Source organism: Herpetosiphon gulosus (assembly GCF_039545135.1).
GTDB classification, from domain to species: domain Bacteria; phylum Chloroflexota; class Chloroflexia; order Chloroflexales; family Herpetosiphonaceae; genus Herpetosiphon; species Herpetosiphon gulosus.
The window spans coordinates 82,720-102,349 of the sequence record NZ_BAABRU010000003.1 but is presented as its reverse complement, the minus strand read 5'-3'; the positions used below and the strand labels follow the sequence as shown (position 1 = coordinate 102,349).

The following is a 19,630-nucleotide window of genomic DNA, read 5'->3' as shown; positions in this document are numbered from 1 at the left end:
ATTGAGTTTGGCATAGTCAAAACCATTATCGTGGTAAATCACCCAGTGTAAGGAGATTCCGCAATGCGCTTGAAGCCTGTTCAACTGCTTATTATGACGTTCCTACTCGTGACCATGGCTCAGACGGGCGCAAGATTTCGTGCCCACGCGCGGTTTGACGTTCCGTTTCAATCAATTCCTGCTGGTGAAATGCGTGGCATCACGCAAACTGGGGCGGTTGGCGTGCAACGCACCAGTGCTGCAATTATGGTCAGCCAAGCCTTAGTTGATCGGCAGCCTCAACCAGCGCGTTGGGCTAAGCCACGCTTTCAGGTTGATCGCCAGCGTTTAGCTGAAAATCCAAATGCGCCAGCGGTTGCGCAATGGCCGACCCAAGCGGATTCAGTTCCTGTTACAGCATCGAATGCCACAGCCTTGAGCAGTTTGAGCACCAATTTTACCGGTGCGACCTTGGCCGATAGCAATCGAATTCCGCCGAGCACCATGGGTACGGTTGGACCAAGCCAATTTGTGGTGGCAATTAATGGCCGCTTGCGAACCTTTGATAAAGCGACGGGTGTTGCTGATGGCGTGATCGATAGCACGCTGGAAACATTTTTCAGCGCGGTGATGACCCCACCGATTGCCAATAACATCACGAATGATCCGCGGATTCGCTATGATCGAATGACCCAGCGTTGGATTCTGACGGTCACCGATTTGCCAGGCCTCTCAGGGAATCAAGTCAATCGGCTGTTGCTGGCGGTTAGTGATGCAGCTAGTGCCGGAGTTATTAGCCCTAGCACGGTCTGGACGTTCTTCTTTTTTCAAGGCAACGGCACGGATGTGATGGATTATGCTAGCTTGGGTGTTGATGTTAATGCGCTCTACATCGGCACTAATATGTTTAACACCGCTGGTTCATTAGTCGGAACCAATGGCTATGTGGTGCAAAAAAGCTCAATCCTCGGGGTTGGGCCGATTGTGGTGACCATGTTTGCTGGGTTGGTCGCCTCAGGAACGGGTGCTGGGCCATTTGCCCCACAAGGCGTTGATAATTTTGACCCAACTGCGACCGAAGGCTATTTTGTTGGGGTTGATAATGCCACATTTAGTACAATAATGTTTCGGCGGGTCAGTAATCCTGGTAGTCTTACTCCGACGATTTCAGCTAATATCTCGGTGACAGTGCCTACAACCACCTTTCCGACCCGGGTTCCGCATCTCGGCAATACTGGGGGGTTGAATGGTCAGCTTGATGGGATTGATGATCGCTTGTATTCAGCCATGATTCGCAATGGCCGTCTGTGGACAGCACACAGTTTTAGAACCAATGCTGCTGGGATAGCGAACACGGCAACCGGGGCACGTAACTCCGTGCGTTGGTATGAGTTTCAAAATCTTGCTACTACTCCAACATTGGTGCAAGCAGGCACAGTGTTTGACAATGCGGTTACTAACCCACGTTTTCAATGGATTCCAAGTATCGCAGTTTCGGGCCAAGGCCATGCGGTGATGGGCTTCAGTAGCGCCGGAGCCGCAGCCCGAGCGAATGCATCCATGACTAGTCGTTTAGCTGGCGATACCCTTGGAACGATGCAAGCTCCAACGCTCTATACAGCTAGCAGCTCTGATTATAATCCCGCTGCTGATCCTGGTGGGGCGAATGGGCGACTTTGGGGCAACACCTCGTATACCAGCCTTGACCCCAGCGATGATATGACCATGTGGACGATTCAGCAGTTTACCAATGCCACCGATTCGTATGGTGTACAGGTTGTTAAGGTGTTAGCCCCACCGCCAGCAATCCCTACCACCAGTAATCCCGCCTCGGTAGATCAAGGCACGACGACCGATATTATCATTACTGGCACTTCGAGTGCTGGCTCGGGCTTTTATGATCCTGGGGCAGGGTTTAGCAACCGAATTGCAGCTAGTGTTGCTGGTGGCGGGGTAACAGTAAATAGTGTTACCTACAACAGCCCAACCCAGATTACCCTCAACATCACAGTTGCACCCGGAGCTAGTGCTGGCGCACGCATCGTGACGGTAACCAATCCAGACGGCCAGAGCCTTGACAGTACCAGTGGGATCGTAACGATTGTTGCAACCGTGACGGCCACGCCAACCGCGACGATCACGAACACACCAACCAACACACCAACCGCGACGGCGACAAATACGCCCACCAACACACCAACCAATACGCCGACAGCAACTGTCAGTAACACACCAACCAATACCCCAACCACCACGCCGACCGCGACAGTCACTAATACGCCGACGAATACGCCAACCACCCCGACAGCTACACCTGTTGCCACGACATTTATTCAATACCTACCTTTTATAATGATGAGCCGTTCTGGTTCGCTTGCGACCTTCGGATCAACTGCGATTGCTACTAGCCCAGTCGCCACCCCAGGCTTTGTCTTTTTTACGAGCACGATTACCCTTCCGACGGTTATGCCAAACGGTGGAAGCTATTGGCTTTCATCAAGCCCGACTAGTCTTGTGGCAGGCTTAGTCGATGATGCGGTGATTATCCGAGCAGGCACAACCGAGATCTTCCGTCACGACTATGGAATTAACGGACAACCGCAAGCAGCCTTGGTGGCGGTTCCTGCAAGCGTGTTAGCGCCAAGGGCAGGCCAGACACTCACGGTAGAATTCGCCGATCTCCATGGTAGTGTCTATAGCGCTACGCCACTCTATCTGGTCTGGACACCTTAGGCGAACCACATACCTAAGTCGCCACAATGCCCCTCTTCCAACCACTGGGAGAGGGGTTGAGTTGAAGAAATCCAAGAAATCTTAGAGCCTGATCCCTCTAAGCTGAGCCAACCTCGATCTTTGGTACGAGCGGCTACCTGTTGAATTGCTCAATTGAGCTTGGCTTTTGAGTGAGCACAATTCAGCATTATTAACCTAGGCCTAAATCGACCAATCAACTATGCTAACCACAATCACTGCAATCGTTCTAAACCTGCTTTTCGAGAATGTGATTGTTGTAATGTGTTAGGTTGAAAGGTCGTGTATGTTGAATGTTGCTAAATTATTGCCCCACTGGCAACGCTGGATTTTGCTCACCGGAATGGCCTCAATGTTGTTAGCAAGTTGTACCACTGCCAATACCCAACCGACTGCTACCAACGTGGTAAATGCAACGAATGTTCCAACCAATGTCAGTGCTGCGACTGTTGAACCAACTGCTGCCGCTACCGTAACTGCCGCCCCAACCAAGGCCAGTGCAGGTGTCGAAAGCAGCAGCATCTATACCAGCACCAGCCAATTATTCTCGGTGCCGATTCCGACAAACTGGCAACTTGAAGACCAAGCTGGGATTGTGAGGCTGAATGATCCTGATCAGAAAATTAAGATTGCTCTGTTGAGTGTTGAAGAAGCCGATTTGAGCAAGGCGATTGAATTAGGCTGGCAGCAAGCCGACCCAAGTTTTACGCTTAAACCCGATGATAGCCAAGAAATGCCAGCCCCGAGTGGGGTGGAGAAAGCCTTGGTGGCCGCCTACGATACCAAAAATACCACCCAGACCACAATAGCCCTGGCTCAATTGCACGAAGGCGTAGCCTATTTGATGCTGGTGCAAGGTGAAAATACCACAATTGCCAAGCGTCAATCCCAAGTTGGCATTATTCAATCGGGCTTTACGATTTTGGCACTCAACCAAACTACCATCACTGCTGATCAACGGGTTGATGTTGGGCCAGAACTGATCAGTGAATTAGAAAATTTTATTCAAACTGAACAAGCCAAATATAAAATTCCTGGGGTGAGCGTGGCGATTGTGCAAGATGGTCAAATTGCCTATAGTAAAGGCTTTGGGGTGCGCGATGTGGTTTCGCAAGCGCCAATGGATGCCGACACCCAGATGATGATTGGCTCAACTGGCAAAAGCTTAACGACCTTGTTGATGGCGACCTTGGTCGATCAAGGCAAGCTGGAATGGGATACGCCAGTGGTTGAATTACTGCCTAATTTCAAGGTCAAAGATCCTGAAATTACCAAGCAAATTACCGTGCGCCATTTGGTTTGTGCTTGTACTGGCGTGCCGCGCCGCGATTTCGAAATGATTTTCAATGCCGAAGATTTGGATGCCCAAGGGATTATCGCTTCGGTTGCTGATTTTGAATTTTTCACCGATTTTGGCGAGGCTTTTCAGTATAGCAATCAGATGGTGGCGATTGGTGGCTTTGCAGCGGCAGCAGCCAGCGGCGGCGATTTGAACCAACTTGATCAGACCTTTGCCCAAGCATTAACTGAACGGGTGCTCAAACCAATGGGTATGAACAGTACCACGCTTGATCAAGCGGTTGTTGAAGCCAGCCCCAACCATGCCCTGCCCCATGGCTTGGATTTGACCAACGCAACCTACCAGACCATGCCGATCAGCATGGAATTTGCCATCAAAGGCGTGGCTCCAGCGGGCGCAACCGAGTGGTCAACCGCCAACGATATGGGCAACTATTTGATTACCTTGCTCAATCATGGCATTACGCCTAGCGGCCAACGCTTGGTTTCTGACGAAAATTTGGATGTGCTGTGGGAGCCGCAAATTGCGATCGATGCTAAATCGAGCTATGGGCTTGGTTGGATGATTAGTGATTATCATGGCTTGGAATTTATTGCTCACGGCGGCACGACCTTTGGCTTCTCATCGGAGTTTGCCTTTATTCCAGAGGCCAACATTGGGATTGTGGTTTTGAGTAATGGTCAATATGCCAACCATTTTGCTACCAGCATTAGCGACCGCTACTTTGAATTAGCCTTTGATCAACCAAGCAAAGCCGCCGAAACCTCGGCCTATAGCGCTCAAAGCATCGAAGAATCGTTGGGCGCAATTGCCAAAAATCTTGCGCCTGAGTTGGATTTGGCTAGCGTTGAGCCATTATTGGGCAGCTATACCAATGCGGCCTTGGGTGATGTAACGTTGATGCGCAATGGCGAGGAATTATGGCTGGATATTGGCGCGATTCAAACGCAATTCAAACCAGTGTTGAACGACCAAGGCGAGCCTGATGGCTATCTTTCAGTAACCCCGCCGTTTACTGGAATTCCCTTCAAAACAGGCGTTGATGCTAACAATCAACCAACCTTGACCATGGATGTTGGCAGCGAAACCTATCTATTTACCCGCCAACCATAGGTAAAGCTGGCGATAATCACGTTCCTAAAGTAACCATAATCGCAATCAATACAACGTGGCCTCGGTTTGGAATGTTGGGTGATCAAAACCCATATACCCAACCGAGGCCATAGCTGTTACGTTACTTTTAGAGTTCGCTGAGTGCTTGCTCAATCATTGATTTAAGCAGATCAAGGCTGGTCTGCTGGTGAAGTTGTTGGCGAATGCTTAGGTCGAGTTGCTGCTCAAGTTGGGCGATCCATGGTGCTAGCAGAGCTTGTTCTGGCTCAGAGCGTGGTGCGCCGATTGATTCGCGTAATTGTTCGACCATCATCAAGCGTTGGGCACCAAGTTGATATTGGCCGGACTGAATCGCCAAAATTGCCAAGCCCTCCAAACATTCGGCGATACTTTCGCGCTCGCCAAGCTGGTGCAACACCTGCAAACTTTGTTGATAGTAGCGCTGGGCCTGCTGAAATTCGCCGCGTTGCAGGCTAATTGCCCCTAAATTGGTCAACGAGGTTGCGGTTGCCCACTGGTTATTGAGGGTTTGACGCAGGGCGAGGGTTTGCTGGGCCAAATCATAGGCACGTTGCAAATCGCCACGATAACGCGCTAACATAGCTAGGTTGCTCAGGGTTGCGGCATAATTGGCGGCTTGTTCGACAGTGCTACCAAAAACTGTTGCATTCAGTTCAAATAAGCTTTCAGCTTGGGCATAGGCCTGCTGTTTAATCGCCACGAGCGCCAGATTATTGCGCACCATGGCCGCGCCAATCGGATTATTGTTGGCATCGTAGAGTGCTAGGCTCTGGCTAAAATGCGCTTGGGCCGCCGCAATATCGCCGCGACTCCAAGCGATAGCTCCACAGGCATTCAAGGCGCGTGAATGCAAGATTGGCTCAAGGTTCTGGGCTTGGCTAGTGGCTTGGACTAAAGCTTGATCCAGCCATTGTTGGCCTTCATTGAAATAGCTACGTGCCCACCAAAAACGCCAACTATTAACCGCAATATTCAAGGTGGCAATCGGGTAGTGGTTGCTGCTGGCCCAAGCCAAGGCTGCTCGTAGATTGTCGTGCTCAGCCTCGAATAAATCGAGCCATTCTTGTTGGGCATCGGCAAAATGCTGGTTAAAGGCCTCGCTCAATTGGGTAGCCCAAGCAAGATGTTGCTGGGCAAATTGTTGCTGTCGGGCTGACGTTAATTGCTCTAGTACATATTCGCGTACAAATGGGTGCAAAACCCAGCGCTCAGTCTGTGGTACTTGCATAATTAAATGATGATCAACCAAGTTTGCCAAGATGTCGTAGAGCGTCGGATCATCCTCGGCTAGATCAAGTGCGAAGCTTGCGCTGCTAGGTGTCCAGCCAGCGGGCCAAATTGCTAAGGCTTGCAGGGCTTGTTGCTGGCTTGGCGCAAGCAGATCGACGCTCCAACTAATCAGATTACGTAGGCTGCGTTGGCGTTCGGGCAAATCGCGAATGCTCGTTTTGAGGCCAAGTACATGATTGGTTAGCTGTTGGGCTAAGCGTTGCGGCGAGAGCACCCGCGTGTGGGCGGCAGCTAATTCGAGCGCCAAGGGCAAGCCCTCAAGTTGGCTACAAATCTGGCGAATGGCTTCAAGGCTAGCGTCATCGAGGCTAAATCTGGCAGCATGGCTTTGAGCACGTTCGATAAACAGGGCAATTGCTGGTGTTTCAGCCAAATCTTGGCTGGCAATTGGTTTGGTTGGCACGACCAACGGCTGAAGTTGCAGCATATATTCGCCATATAAATTGAGCGGCACGCGGCTGGTTGCCAAAATTTGCAATTGCGGTGCTTCGCGCAACAGTTGGCCAATTGCCGCGACCCCTTCGACGACATGCTCAACATTATCCAAAATCAGCAAGAGTTGGCGCTTGGCTAAAAATTGTTGCAGCGCTTTTTCAGTCGTTTGTTGTGGGCCAATAGCTACTCCAAGTGCTTCGGCGATCGTTGCTAAAACTAATTGTGGTTGATTGATGCTGGCTAGCCCACAAAAACAGACTCCATCACGATAATTAGCCTGCTGGGTTTCGGCAATCGCCAACGCCAAGCGGGTTTTGCCAACTCCACCAAAGCCTAAAATGCTGATCAAGCGTTGGCCTTTGGCAAAAAGCCGATTGATGCTTTGTTGCTCGTTGCCACGGCCTAAACAGCGGGTTGGCGGAATCGGTAGGTTGAAGTTTGGGTTTGCGTGATGCTCGCCAACTCCATCATTTAAAAGCATGGTTAGTTGTTGGCAGGCCTTTTTGAAATGGCGATGATAGGTGGTCGTGTGAATTCCCAAGCTATCGGCATAATAGGCGATACTGCGTTGGGGTTCGGTCACAATCAATTGCAGTAAGCGTTGTTGATCCGGCTGTAATGCTTGTTGGCAAAGCCATTGCAACAATGTATGCAGACCACCTTTGGCATGTACAAGCTGCTGGATTGCTGGCTGATTAAGCGCAATATGCGGTTGTTGCAGCAGTTGTTGCAGCCATTCAACCTGCCAGAAATGCTGATTCATTGCCAAATACTCCTCAAATACACTCTATTAATAAAGTTTTGACTATTTTGACATTCTGCGTTATGCTATAGCCATCCACCAATTTCTCCCACATATCCGTCAGTCGATTCTCTCTACGGTCGTTCGTCAGTGACGATGAGCAATGCAAAGGAGTCGTTCGTGAAACGTCGGATTGCAGTTATTTTGGCCCTGATCGCCCTCATGTTGGCCACAGTTAGCCTTCCACACAAGTCGGTTCAAGCCCAATCAGCCCATTTAATGGCTGCGCCAGCTCCGCGGATTATTGCTGAAGTCAATGGTGCTGGTAAAGGCCGCGTTTGGGTTGGTGCTGTGCCAGCCAACAGCAGTAGCAAGCCGGTCTTGGTCTTTGTCCATGGGTTACACGGCAAGGCTCCCAACTGGTGGGGTGCGACCATGTACCACGGCACGAACGATATGTATGATAAAGCCTATGCGGCTGGTTATCGTACCGCCTTTGTGAGTATTGATGATGAAGTTGATGGTCCATCGTCATCAATTTGGACTAACGGCGCGACCCTGAATCGCCAATTAGACGTTATTTTAAATCATTATGGGGTGCGCTCAGTTAACATTATCGCCCATAGCAAAGGTGGTGTCGATACCAACAGCGCTGTGATTCACTATGGCGCAAGTGGCAAGGTGCAAAATATTGTTACCCTCAGCTCGCCACATCGTGGCTCACAATTGGCCGATTTGGCTAATAGCTGGTGGGCGGGTTGGCTGGCTTCATTGCTTGGTCAACGTGATGATGGCACCTATTCAATGCAAACTTCCTACATGAATAACTTCCGCTCGCAAACCGATGGCAGTGCTAACTATAGTAATGTGCGCTTCCACACCGCTGGCGGCACCAACCATGGGCCATTCTTCTCGGCAATGTGGTTTGGTGGGGCTTATATTTCTGGTGATAATGACGGGGTGGTGCAAGTCAGCAGCTCGATTCACCCCCGCCAATATACCCGACTCTTTACCCGCAACTATGACCACGACAATATTCGTTTGGGCAATGTGGTTTGGACTTCAATTGAGCCAAGCGTGCGCGGAACCTTCCGCAGCAAAGTCAGCGAAAATAGCGCCAACAGTCCAGTTGCCGAGCAAGCGACCACGATCAATGCCAACAGCATTTTGCGGGGTGGGATGCTCGAAAACGCTAGCCGTGGTGGTATTCGCTTCAATCTCGAAACTGGGGTGAAAACCGCCAACTTCGATTTTGTCAGCAATAGCGCTGATCTCGATGTGGCGTTTGTTGATTCCCAAGGCAATCGCTATGCTGCCAACAAGCCTGAGCTTGATACTGAATTCTTCCGTGGAGCCTACCACTACAGCGCTGAAGTGACTGCTCCAGCTAGCGGTGCTTGGTCGGTGGTGGTCAGCGGTGGCAAGGCCGATAGCGCCTATCTGTTCAATGCCACGCTGGATAGCAGCTTGAAGGTGCAACTTGATGCCGCTAGCTTGTTGGCTCAGCCTAATCAAAGTTTGGGCTTGAAGGTTAATGCTCCTACTGCCCAAGGTTTGAGCGTCAAGGCTCAATTGACCGGCACGCCTCAAGGCACTGAGTTGCACAGCGCTATGCCAACCAACCGCAGTCTAGCAGCCAAAGGTGTCGATAGCGCTAGTTTGAATTTGACTAGCCCACAAGCCTTTGGTTTGTATCAAGTAGCTGTCACGGTGACTGGTACTGCCGCTGATGGGAGCAGCTTCGAGCGCTCAATTCCGCTGAATATTGGGGTTGTCGATAGTGCTGCCAAGAACCCAGCCAACAGCTTGCCTGCTGGCCGCTAAAACCTCAAACAACTAAATTCCGCCAAAACACCACTCGTTGCGGGTGGTGTTTTGCTATTTAGCTAGCCAATTTTGCAGGAGAATCGTGTACAATACAAACAGAAATGAGCACCAGTTATGGAGGCGAATGTGGATCGCCAAGAAGCTATCGAGTTTTTGCTCGAACATTATGAACAACCGCGCCATCGCGGCGAATTGGCCGATCCGGATGTAACCATGCCTGGTGGTAATCCTGGTTGCGGCGATGTCGTAACAATTTATCTCAAGGTCGATTCAGCCAATGATGCCATTCAAGATCTGGCATTTGTTGGCGAGGGCTGCACCATCAGTCAAGCTGCCGCCTCGATTTTGCTCGAACAAATGCAGGGCCAAGCCTTGACAGCGGTTGAAGCCTTGGATTTTAATTGGATGATCGATGAGCTAGGCCGTGAGATTGTGCAATCGCGCCCGCGTTGTGCAACCTTGGCTTTGGGCACGCTCAAAGCTGCGATCAAAAAATACCGTAACGATCAGATTCGGGCTGAGCTTGGTGAAAACGCCCCGGCCCAGACCGCGCCTGAAACATTTTCAAATTAATCACACCAACTTGGTGTGGACGATAGGAAGGAAACTCAATGCTTAGTGATGATATGGTTCGTTCAGCGCTCAAAAACGTAGTTGACCCTGAAATTGGGGTTAATATCGTTGATTTGGGCTTGATCTACAATGTTGATATTCGTGATGAAGGCCGCCAAATCGTGGTTGATATGACCCTGACAACTCCTGCTTGTCCAGCTGGACCACAAATTATCGACCAAGCCCATAAAGAAGTTAAAGCGCTGGAAGTGATTCATCCAAGCTTGAATGATGTGAATATCAACTTGGTTTGGACTCCATTTTGGAACCCCGAAATGATGAGCCAAGATGCTAAAGACGAATTAGGCTATTTCTAAATTGCTGACACCCCCCCCGTTGGGTTAGCTCAACGGGGGGGTGAATTTAATCGAGGCGTTGGGCTGCGACAGTTTCCACCAACAAACGGGTTTCAGAGTGAATATCGAGGCCTGCCAGATCTTCAACCCCAAACCAACCAATCGCGAGTGCATCATCGCCGGCTTGGGGTTCGCCACTGAGCCACTCGGCCTGCATCTCCAACAAGACATAATGATATTGCACCTGATTAGCTTGATCACGATTAATCACATCGACAGCGGTGATCAAGCGTGGCTGGCTGATTTCGACGTTACATTCTTCGCGAATTTCGCGGCGGGCAGCAGCCTCGACTGTTTCGCCCAACTCGATTGCCCCACCTGGAACGCTCCACTGGCCAGCCAATGGCTCCTTGGCTCGTTGGACTAAAAGCACTCGTTGATTGTGCCAAACCATCACAGCTACACCAATTAATGGTTGGCTCGGATACCTGCGCGACATTCGGATTCCCCCATTGGCAACATGATCTCGGCTTGATTATGCCATAGCTTTTGCACAACCTGACTCAGCGACTTTTTTGGTATTATGAAGCATCTATCCGACTAGAGGAGTAAGCGTATGGCACAAGCATCGATCGACATTAAGCGAATTTCTTGGATTATAGTGATTATTGTTGCCGTTGTTCTATCGGCTATGTCATTGTATACCCCAAGGTTTGGTGAAGATCTATATAAATATTATATGCCTTTTGCCAAAGGATGTGATAATTGTGGCTTTAATCCTTATTATGCGCGTTGGATTTTTGCACCACTCATGATCTTGCCAGATAACAACTGGGCAATGCCATTATGGAGCATTATGGTATTTGCTACGATGTTTTGGCTAATTTATCGAATGGAGATTACCCCATTAGTTATTATTTCATTTTCGATGATTGGTCAATATTCTTTGGGCCAAGTTGATATTTTTCTATGCCTTGGTTTATATTTGATTCTGAAATCAGAAAATCCATGGCTGCATGGATTGGGCATTTGTTTATTGGCAATTAAGCCGCAAGTAACGGCTTTAGTGATTGTTGGTTTAATTATTGGCCCGAAATTCTCCCATCTATGGCGAATGTTAATTCCACCGACGCTCATGTTACTGCTGAGTTTTTTGGTGTTTGGCATCGATTGGCCAATCCGTTGGTTGAGTAATACCCAAACTTTGCCACCGCATGTTTGGCGGTTAGCAGCGGGCGATACTTGGCGCTTTGCTTTGCCATTTATTTGGATTCCCTTCTTATTTAAGGATCGCGAACTGCGCGTGCTCTTGAGCATTGTGATGATGGCGTTGGCCTCGCCCTTTTTTGGCACTTATACCTATATTGTGTTGATTTTGTTTTATCCCAAGTGGTGGACGATTGTGCTCTCGTATGGGTGGATGTTATTTAAACCGATTGAGCCAGAATTTACCCTGCGTTGGGCTTGGATTTTGCCTTTGGTAATGCTGATTCATCTTTGTTATGCTAATTGGCCGCAAAGTTGGTGGGCGCAGCGACGTACTCGCTTGGCAACGAAGCCTGTCAATTAAAACGATTTGGCAGGAGTTAATCACGATTAACTCCTGCCAAATCAGAGCTTTTTTACACGGTAGCGATAAGATCGTTGGGAAGTTTGGCTTGGCTGCGTTCTTGGTATAGTTTGTAGGCGGTGTAGCCTGCGTCGATAATCACGAAAAAGGCCGTGATTGACAAGCCATAATAGAACGAACTCATGCCAATTGCCGGGTTATTTTCGCGAATCAGCTCGCCAAGGCGGCTGAGTTGACGTAATGAACTGGGATAGCCTGCGTTGGTCAGCCACTCAGCATGGCCGCGAATTAACACAAACAACACAATCAAACTAAAGCCACTGGCGGCTAGTGAGGCGATGCGGGTGCTGGTTTGCCAAACTCCGCGCCACATCACAATCAAGTCAACCACTATATTGAAAATGCTGGCAACCACCACCAAGGCAAAATATTGGCTAATCACTGGGTTTTCAAACAAGCCACTGCCATCAACCCAACGAAAGCCACCCTCGGCCTGAAATTGCATCAGCCAGCCCAGCAAAATAACCTGAACTGCAATCCCAATCAGCTGTGAGCTGCGGCTAATTTTCTCGTTGGCGGGCGTAATTGCTGGCAATTTGCGTGGATCAAACGGTTTTTTCGGCTCAGTTTCAGCCTCAATTTCAAGCTTTTGCACACCCCAGAAAATCGCGACAATCAGGCCAAAGGTTGCAGGCAGATTGCTGATGGCGCTCCAAGCAACTTGCACAATATTCAAACGATAATTGCCGATCGTTGCCAGCAATGCTAACCCAAGCTGGCTGACGATAATAATGCTAAATACCAGCAATACCACTGCTCGAAATTGCGGAAACATCGCTGGGCTGATTAAATATTGTTGGTTGTTACCATAAGCAGCGGCTACCTTGGCTGGCTCACCCAGCGCTTGCAGGGTTGCGACTACTGCCGCCTCATCGTTGAGCGCTTGATCGTTGCGCTCAAGGCTATCGTAGATCGAAGAACGTAGCTCATCCAAAATATCGTTGCGTTGTTTGGCTGGTAAATAATTGCCAACTGCTGCAAGATAGCGTTCAATTAGTTCCATCTCAAGCTCCTTCATTAGTTAATAAGCGTTGCATAACTTCGGCTAGGCTTTGCCAATCGTGGCTCAATTGGCCTAGCAGGGTGCGACCTGCTTCATTAATCACATAGTAGCGGCGTGGCCGTGAGCCTTCGACATTCCACATACTGTCCAAAAAGCCTTGGCTTTCCAAGCGCCGCAAGAGTGGGTAAAGCGTGCCTTGGTCGATGCTAAAGCCGCGTTCCGCTAGGCGATCAATCAGCGAGTAGCCATATTGGGGCGTTTGCAGCTGGCTTAGCGCCGCCAATATCACCACTCCCCGCCGTAATTCTTGGGATAACTTTTCGTATCCCTCTTGTTCTTTTGCTTGTATTATCATGGTTCTTATAATACTGTGTATTGCACAGTATTGTCAATAGTTAAATATAGCAAAATTTCAAGTTTGCTAATCGATCTTTACTTGATAATATACGTATATTGATGTAATATACGTATATTGATAATTATCGAGGATAGCGCATGCAATTTGATCAAGTAACGATTGTGCAAACTACACTGGCCGCTGTCATGCAGCAACAGCAGCGTTTGGCTGAACATCTCTGGTGGGGTGGGGTGGTAGGTAATTCGGGAGCGGAAGCTGGCCTTTTGGAGCAAGAACTGAGCTTGCTCGTGGCGGTTGCCAATGGCGAAATTGAGCGCGAGAGTGCTGGGGTTGCTCGTTATTTTGAAATTAAAGGCGTGCTTAATGATGTTTGTAGTCTTTTGTGGCAGGCTCCCTTGAGTGTTGAACCGGTTATTCCTGCCGAATTTTGGACACAGCCTGGGATTGGAGTGGTCTGTGGGGCGGTGCTGGCATGGCTTGATGCCGATGATTTAATTACGATTACTGAGGCCGCCCGCTTGCTGTATCCCGATGCGCCGCTGGTTGGCAGTAATGTGGCAACGCAACGCGTGTTACGCTTGATTGCTAGCGGTAAACTGCGTGAATATATGGCCAATGCCGAAGTTGCACCAAATCCGCGGCATCGGCGGCGGGTTAAGCGTAGCGAGGTTTTGCTACTGTGCAATATTTCGACTGAGCTTGATACTTCCAACGATCAGGAATAACGTTAAATCAAAAATCCCCTAGCCCACATCAGAGCTAGGGGATTGAACGTGGGAGTTGTTGCCAGACGCTCCCTAGTTATAGGCGGCGATTTCCCATAATGAGTAGCCCCATTCGGTGCCACGTTGGGTTGCGTAAATTCGCAAATAGCGCCCACTGCCAGTGAGATTGAGCGTATCGCTGCCGCCATCGCCGTTGCTGACAGTGCTCAGGGTGCGCCATGTACTCGCATCATCGGAGACTTGCACTTGATAGGCCCGCGCGTAGGCTGCTTCCCAATTCAACACAACTCTGGTCAAGCTTTTGCTGCTGCCCAAATCAACTTGAATCCATTGGGGATCGCTGTAGCTGCTGGCCCAACGGGTGGCGCTGTTGCCATCGGTGGCGTTGGCTCCGCCCAAAGCGCTGGTTTCGACTGAGGAAACTTGGACTGGCCGACCAAGCGCCACGTTGCTGCTGGTTGTGCCGCCACTACAGGCTTGGCCGTTGATCGTGCAGTTGCTGGGATTGACCCATGCGCCGCTGTAGCTTCCGCTGAAGCCAAATTCGCGAGTTTGGTCAACCTCGATGCGGCGGTTCCATGCGAGATTGCCAGCGGTATAGCGGTTGCCGCTCTTGGCTTGAGTCGCATCCCACCAGCTTGAAATCGTGGCATTGCTCGGTAAATCAAAGCCAAGCGTCCAGCCATCGACGGCACTGCTACCATTATTGGTAATCCGATAGACTCCCACGTATCCATTGCCCCAATCTGAGGTTTTGACGAAAGTGGCTTGTAAACCGTTGCCCGTGGTTGGCTGATTGTTGGTGGTGACGCTCAGGCTGTTGCTGCTGGCTGAGCGGTTGCCAGCGGCATCACGTGCCTTGACCGCGAAACTATAGGCAGTGCTGGGATTCAGCCCGCTGATCGTGATGTTGGTGCTGCTGGTGCTGGCAACTGGATTGGCCCCGCCATTTTGATAAATATCGTAGCCCACCACGCCAACATTATCGGTCGCGGCGTTCCAGCTTAAATTCACGCTGTTGTGGGTTTTGCTGGGTGCTTGCAAGTTGCTGGGTGCACTTGGCGCGGTCGTATCACTTGGGATGTCGCTTTGCGGTGTGAAACGTAACCAATCAACATCCATCGAACGGGTGGCGCGTGGTGGATTGGTGGCGTTCGCACAGCATTCGGGAGTCCAATTGGGGTGATGCCACAAATTGACCATAAAGGCCGCCGGATTTTTGGGAATCCGTGCGCTTGGCCCACGATAATCCCAGAGCACAATTTTTTGGCCGTTGCTCGGATTCACCACCCACAAGGTGACATTGCTGGCCGTCCAATTGAAGCCATATTCGTAGTAGCTAGTGGCTGAATTGTAACCTGGAATTGCTTGTACTGCCGTTGGTTGATTTTCAGTGGGGCTATTCGACAAATCGGTATAGCTATCGCCGAAGGTTGTGGCGTAGCGGGTATATTCGATCGTGCCAGTTGCCAAATTGACCTTGCGATAGACCCGCCGACTGATCGCGGTTGGATCGTTGTAATCAGTCCAGATCGTCATCAAGATTGATTGAGGTTCGGCGCAGAGCCATTCAAAATCGATTTCGCTGTTATCGGGCAAGCCGTTGCCATTGCTATCGCTGCCATCATTGAAATAGGTAAAGAAGCCGTTGATCACGCCTTCATCGCTGGCGCAGTTGGCAGTTTTCATGCGAGCTTCATACGTGCCATAATGATACATTTGGCGCGAAACCAAGTTCGAGCCTTGGCCTGGATAGGCAGTTTGGCCAGCAGCAATCGAAAGCCGCAGAATTTTGCCATCTTGGGCTTGGCTATCGCTGATGTTGGCCGTGCCCGTGGCGGTGCTGGAGTTGGTGTACCAGCTAAACATACTGGAATTACTGATTGGTTGATTAAAGTGCTCGGTGCTGCTGGCAGCACTGGTAACGAGCGGTAAAAAGACCAAAAAAGCTGCAATGAGTTTGAGCATTGGCTTATAAACTTTCATACTGTACCCCGTACTAGATTGCGGTTTGAATCGCGCAGTTTTCGCTTGGCTTGTTGGGCGCATGACCTCCTTCGTTGACTAGCAAGCCTATTAGACCAAAACCTGCCCACCAACAGAAGGGTGAAAACTGGGGTAAAAGCGGGGTATTTTTAAAGAAATTTAAGGAGTTAGTCCAAGCAATGTCTGAATCAATTGCGCTAAAGCCACGTTTTGGCTACTAAACCACAGCTGTTGCGCCTGAGCTGAGGTTAATTGTTGCTTAGCTTGCTTGATGTGGATTTGTAAGCGTTTTTGCTCGGCCTCAAAGAGTGGCAAGGCTAGCTCATCGCGCAGTTGCTTGGCCTTGCTCCAGCATTGCAGCGCCAATTCAGCTTGATCTGTTTTGCTCAAAATTTCACCAAAACGCTCTAAATTCCAAGCGAGGCCATCGTAATCGTGCAAACTCCAGCGAATGTGCAAACTTTGCTTGATTGCTGTGAGTGCAGCAGCAATTTGGTTCTGGTGCAATAACACTGGCGCTAATGCATTCAAAGCCGAGGCGATCCCACGTTGATCATCGAGGGTTTGCCAAATTGCCAAGGCTTGCTCATGGGCCTGTTGGGCTTTGCTCAAACGCAGCTGATAAAAAGCAATCATGCCAAGGTAATTCAGGCTAAATGCAAGGCTGGGCAAAATCTGTTGTTGCTGCCAATAATCTAAGCTTTGTTGTAAAAGCTGTTGAGCATGGCCAAATTGACCTTGGCGCAGCAAGACCATTGCTTGGCAATCGTGCATGGCGAAGACCGAAGCTTGGTCGCCAAGCTGTTCATGAATGCTACAAGCGTGGCGATAGTGCTCAAGCGCTTGGGCATAATGGCCTTGCTCCATAGCAATTTCGCCCAATTTAGCGAGATTGTCGGCGATGGCCGCAGGTTGTTGTAGGGCTTGATGTTGGGCCAAAGCTTGTTGATACCAAGCCTGTCCATCGCGATATTGGCTTTGCAGAAAGGCCGCAATATAGCCCTGCATTTCGTTGCAACGAGCTTGAGTTGCTGAATCAATTGGTTGGCTGCTAAGCCAAGCTAGCCACATTTGTAGCTCCTCGGCTGCCCCATAACGATACCAAAATTCAGCTAAGGGCAAGATGCAACTGCTGGCTGCAACCCAATTCTGGGTGCTGATCGCCCAGTTAATTGCTGCCCGAATATTCTCGCGCTCCGGCAAAAGCGCTTGCCGTGCCGCGAAAAGTTGCTGGCTAAGCGATTCACAGTACATGACATAATAATTGAGATGCCGTTGCGCAAGTTTAGGAAATTCGGCTTGTTCAGCTAATTGCTGGGCCGCAAATTCATGAATCAAGCTGAGCATGCTAAAACGTTGGGGCTGTTCAGCTTCAGCTTGCATGTTGAGCAAACTATGGTCAATTAAGCTGGCTAATTGCTCTAGCAGATCAAGCTGATTATTGTTTGGCACAATTGCCTGAATCGCATCAAGGGTGCAGCCTGCTTGAAAGATTGCTAATTGGCGCAAAAGCTGTTGTTGCTTGGGCGAAATTTGCTGATAGCTCCAATTAATTGCGTTGTGCATACTTTGGTGGCGGGCTGGCGCAGTCGGATCATTGGTGCTGAGCAAGGCCAAGGGTGGTTGTAAATAGGCCACTAAGGCTTCAGGCGTGAGCAAACGGGTACGAGCTGCCGCCAATTCTAAGGCCAAGGGCAAGCCATCGACCTGCCAACAAATCTGTTTGATTGCTTCGGCATTGTGGTTGGTCAGGGCAAATTGCGGGTTAAGCGTTTGCGCTCGTTGGACAAAAAGTTGCACAGCGGGGTTGGTTTTGAGCTCGTTGAGCTTGGCATCGGCGGTTGGCAAGCTCAACGGTGTCAGCGGAATCGCATATTCGCCAGCGCAATGCAACAGTGTGCGACTGGTCAACAGCAATTTGAGGTTGGTGGTATGGTCAAGCAAACCACGAAAATGCTCGGCGGCACTGACCAATTGCTCTACATTATCGAGAATCAACAGGATGCGGGCTTGTTGATAGTGCAATTGAATGTGGTGTTGCCAAGCATATTTGCTACTGGGCAGATTGAGTGTTTGGCTGAGGGCTAAACCAATATCTGCCACGTTGCTAGCTTGCGCCAAATCGACAAAATACACCCCATCAGGGAAATGCTTGTGGCTGTGTTGAGCAATTTGCAGCGCGAGGCGAGTTTTACCCACACCACCTGGCCCAGTCAGGGTGATCATGCGAATATGCTCTGCGTTGAGATAGGTTTGCAGCGTGGCAAGCTCAGTTTGGCGATTGATCAGCTTGGTGGCAGTTAATGGCAAGCCGCTTGGTTTTGGCGCTGAATTGACCTCAGCAGTGCCAACCACACGAGCTTGGGCACAAAAAATCTGGCTTTGCTCAGCTGATAACTGCAAAATCTTGGCTAAACGAGCGGCCAAACTGCGTGATGGCCGCTGGCGATTGGCCTCCATTTTGCGAATACTCTCGACCGCGCAGCCAACTTCCTCGGCCAAAGCTGCTTGGGTAAGTTGACGTTGATGGCGATAGTCGCGCAATTGTTGACCAAATGATCGTGCTTCTGGCATAAACGCAAGCGACTCCTTGGGATGGGTTGCACCTGGCTTGGTTGCGAAATCAGGTTAACAGTGGATGGGCGACATCCTGAGCTATACGGTACACTAGCAACACAAATCAGGCAATTGTGTTGCTGCAATGTTGGCTCATAGTTCCAATGGGAAAGCAGCCGCAGAGCCAGCACCAATGCCAGCATAACCTGTCGTTTGCTCTGCTACAAGCACTCGTTTTGGATGAGCAGATGCTCATTTGTTGGCGCAATTTCTTAACCAAAACTTGATATTTGAGCGTCGAAATTCAAGTACAATACAACAGTTCTTTGGGTACTAGCTCGATGACCCAAAAGGACTAGCCTCTAGGATGACTGTTATCGAGCAATGTCACGAGCGATAACCAACCGTGCATCGACGGCTGCTGCGTAGTAAGGGTTATTGTGTTCGTTTTGGAGAAAGTCCATGTATCCGGTTGTTCGACCGAGCGCTTCGCCTATCGTCGTCGCAAGCCGTGCAAAAGTGATGGTAATCGAAGATAACGTTGACAGCATGAATTTGACGTTACGGATTCTGCGCGAGCAGATCGGTGTTGCCTACTGCAACGCTCGTCCGTCAGGAGATGCCTTCTTCAGTTGGTTAAACTCGCCGCAAGTACGTCAAAACCCTACATTGAGCTTTCTCGACCTAATTCTGCTGGATATTCGCATCCCCCGTGAAAATGGTCATATTGTGTTTCAAAAGTTGCGGGCCTTGCCTGAGCTTAAGCGCACCAAAATTGTGGCTATGACTGCTAATGGTTCACGTGATGAAGCTGAACGCGCTCGGGTTTCGGGCTTCGATGGCTTTATTGCTAAGCCGATTTCAGTCAAGAACTTCCCTGAACAAATTGCCCGTGTCTTGCGTGGCGAAATCGTCTGGGATGTCAACTAAAACTGCATAGGTATTGGGTTTCAAGGGGTGACAGTGTGGTGCTGTCGCCCTTTTTTGTGCTATTTCGCAGCTAGCA

Annotated in this window: 14 protein-coding genes; 8 read left to right on the top strand and 6 right to left on the bottom strand. The window is 49.9% G+C overall.

From position 1 onward, the window contains the following. The first annotated feature begins 63 nt into the window (after positions 1-63). Positions 64-2,712 (top strand): hypothetical protein, encoded by a 2,649-nt coding sequence (locus ABEB26_RS04375; RefSeq protein WP_345720741.1) that lies wholly within the window; start codon positions 64-66, stop codon positions 2,710-2,712. Between the two features lie 304 nt (positions 2,713-3,016). Then, entirely contained in the window at positions 3,017-5,143 is a 2,127-nt protein-coding gene (locus ABEB26_RS04370) for a serine hydrolase domain-containing protein (protein ID WP_345720740.1), read from the top strand. Positions 5,144-5,270: 127 nt separating this feature from the next. On the opposite strand, the gene ABEB26_RS04365 is transcribed toward ABEB26_RS04370, so the two are convergent. Beyond that, entirely contained in the window at positions 5,271-7,652 is a 2,382-nt protein-coding gene (locus ABEB26_RS04365) for a tetratricopeptide repeat protein (RefSeq protein WP_345720739.1), read from the bottom strand. A gap of 159 nt (positions 7,653-7,811) precedes the next feature. On the opposite strand from ABEB26_RS04365, the gene ABEB26_RS04360 reads away from it, so the two are divergent. The 3 genes from ABEB26_RS04360 to ABEB26_RS04350 all read left to right on the top strand — a co-directional run bounded on the left by ABEB26_RS04360 (position 7,812) and on the right by ABEB26_RS04350 (position 10,387). Beyond that, positions 7,812-9,455 carry a PGAP1-like alpha/beta domain-containing protein gene (locus ABEB26_RS04360; protein ID WP_345720738.1) on the top strand — a complete coding sequence of 548 codons (1,644 nt, stop codon included), beginning with the start codon at positions 7,812-7,814 and terminating at the stop codon, positions 9,453-9,455. A gap of 117 nt (positions 9,456-9,572) precedes the next feature. Next, positions 9,573-10,031 (top strand): iron-sulfur cluster assembly scaffold protein, encoded by a 459-nt coding sequence (locus tag ABEB26_RS04355; protein ID WP_345720737.1) that lies wholly within the window; start codon positions 9,573-9,575, stop codon positions 10,029-10,031. Between the two features lie 38 nt (positions 10,032-10,069). Then, positions 10,070-10,387, top strand: a complete 318-nt coding sequence (locus ABEB26_RS04350) for a metal-sulfur cluster assembly factor (RefSeq protein ID WP_110515384.1) — start codon at positions 10,070-10,072, stop codon at positions 10,385-10,387. Positions 10,388-10,433: 46 nt separating this feature from the next. Here the strand turns inward: ABEB26_RS04350 and ABEB26_RS04345 are convergent, their stop codons facing one another. Then, the gene (locus tag ABEB26_RS04345) at positions 10,434-10,865 is read right to left on the bottom strand and encodes an NUDIX hydrolase (RefSeq protein ID WP_345720736.1); all 432 of its coding nucleotides are present in this window, start codon (positions 10,863-10,865) and stop codon (positions 10,434-10,436) included. Between the two features lie 117 nt (positions 10,866-10,982). Here ABEB26_RS04345 and ABEB26_RS04340 point away from each other — a divergent pair, with 117 nt between their 5' ends. Further along, a complete protein-coding gene (locus tag ABEB26_RS04340) occupies positions 10,983-11,936 on the top strand; it encodes a hypothetical protein (RefSeq protein ID WP_345720735.1) in 954 nt (317 codons plus the stop codon). 52 nt (positions 11,937-11,988) lie between these two features. Here ABEB26_RS04340 and ABEB26_RS04335 read toward each other — a convergent pair whose 3' ends face one another. After that, positions 11,989-12,999 (bottom strand): HAAS signaling domain-containing protein, encoded by a 1,011-nt coding sequence (locus ABEB26_RS04335; protein ID WP_345720734.1) that lies wholly within the window; start codon positions 12,997-12,999, stop codon positions 11,989-11,991. A 1-nt stretch (position 13,000) separates the two neighbouring features. After that, positions 13,001-13,288, bottom strand: coding sequence for a PadR family transcriptional regulator (locus ABEB26_RS04330; protein WP_345721018.1), 288 nt, complete (start codon positions 13,286-13,288; stop codon positions 13,001-13,003). Positions 13,289-13,494: 206 nt separating this feature from the next. Between ABEB26_RS04330 and ABEB26_RS04325 the strand changes: the two genes are divergently transcribed. After that, a complete protein-coding gene (locus ABEB26_RS04325) occupies positions 13,495-14,082 on the top strand; it encodes a hypothetical protein (RefSeq protein ID WP_345720732.1) in 588 nt (195 codons plus the stop codon). A 72-nt stretch (positions 14,083-14,154) separates the two neighbouring features. Here the strand turns inward: ABEB26_RS04325 and ABEB26_RS04320 are convergent, their stop codons facing one another. Together ABEB26_RS04320 and ABEB26_RS04315 are read right to left on the bottom strand one after the other, a co-directional pair. Further along, positions 14,155-16,068 carry a cellulose binding domain-containing protein gene (locus tag ABEB26_RS04320; RefSeq protein ID WP_345720731.1) on the bottom strand — a complete coding sequence of 638 codons (1,914 nt, stop codon included), beginning with the start codon at positions 16,066-16,068 and terminating at the stop codon, positions 14,155-14,157. Positions 16,069-16,227: 159 nt separating this feature from the next. Further along, on the bottom strand, positions 16,228-18,642 hold the full coding sequence (locus ABEB26_RS04315) for an ATP-binding protein (protein ID WP_345720730.1): 2,415 nt from the start codon (positions 18,640-18,642) through the stop codon (positions 16,228-16,230). Between the two features lie 444 nt (positions 18,643-19,086). Between ABEB26_RS04315 and ABEB26_RS04310 the strand changes: the two genes are divergently transcribed. Further along, a complete protein-coding gene (locus ABEB26_RS04310) occupies positions 19,087-19,554 on the top strand; it encodes a response regulator (RefSeq protein WP_012189158.1) in 468 nt (155 codons plus the stop codon). Positions 19,555-19,630: the final 76 nt, after the last annotated feature.

Bases quoted from the DNA above. Each gene is read 5' to 3' on its own strand.
- ABEB26_RS04345 (WP_345720736.1), bottom strand. From the start codon at position 10,865: ATGTCGCGCAGGTATCCGAGCCAACCATTAATTGGTGTAGCTGTGATG.
- ABEB26_RS04325 (WP_345720732.1), top strand. From the start codon at position 13,495: ATGCAATTTGATCAAGTAACGATTGTGCAAACTACACTGGCCGCTGTC.
- ABEB26_RS04350 (WP_110515384.1), top strand. From the start codon at position 10,070: ATGCTTAGTGATGATATGGTTCGTTCAGCGCTCAAAAACGTAGTTGAC.
- ABEB26_RS04355 (WP_345720737.1), top strand. From the start codon at position 9,573: ATGGAGGCGAATGTGGATCGCCAAGAAGCTATCGAGTTTTTGCTCGAA.
- ABEB26_RS04340 (WP_345720735.1), top strand. From the start codon at position 10,983: ATGGCACAAGCATCGATCGACATTAAGCGAATTTCTTGGATTATAGTG.
- ABEB26_RS04375 (WP_345720741.1), top strand. From the start codon at position 64: ATGCGCTTGAAGCCTGTTCAACTGCTTATTATGACGTTCCTACTCGTG.
- ABEB26_RS04310 (WP_012189158.1), top strand. From the start codon at position 19,087: ATGTATCCGGTTGTTCGACCGAGCGCTTCGCCTATCGTCGTCGCAAGC.
- ABEB26_RS04320 (WP_345720731.1), bottom strand. From the start codon at position 16,068: ATGAAAGTTTATAAGCCAATGCTCAAACTCATTGCAGCTTTTTTGGTC.
- ABEB26_RS04335 (WP_345720734.1), bottom strand. From the start codon at position 12,999: ATGGAACTAATTGAACGCTATCTTGCAGCAGTTGGCAATTATTTACCA.
- ABEB26_RS04315 (WP_345720730.1), bottom strand. From the start codon at position 18,642: ATGCCAGAAGCACGATCATTTGGTCAACAATTGCGCGACTATCGCCAT.
- ABEB26_RS04365 (WP_345720739.1), bottom strand. From the start codon at position 7,652: ATGAATCAGCATTTCTGGCAGGTTGAATGGCTGCAACAACTGCTGCAA.
- ABEB26_RS04370 (WP_345720740.1), top strand. From the start codon at position 3,017: ATGTTGAATGTTGCTAAATTATTGCCCCACTGGCAACGCTGGATTTTG.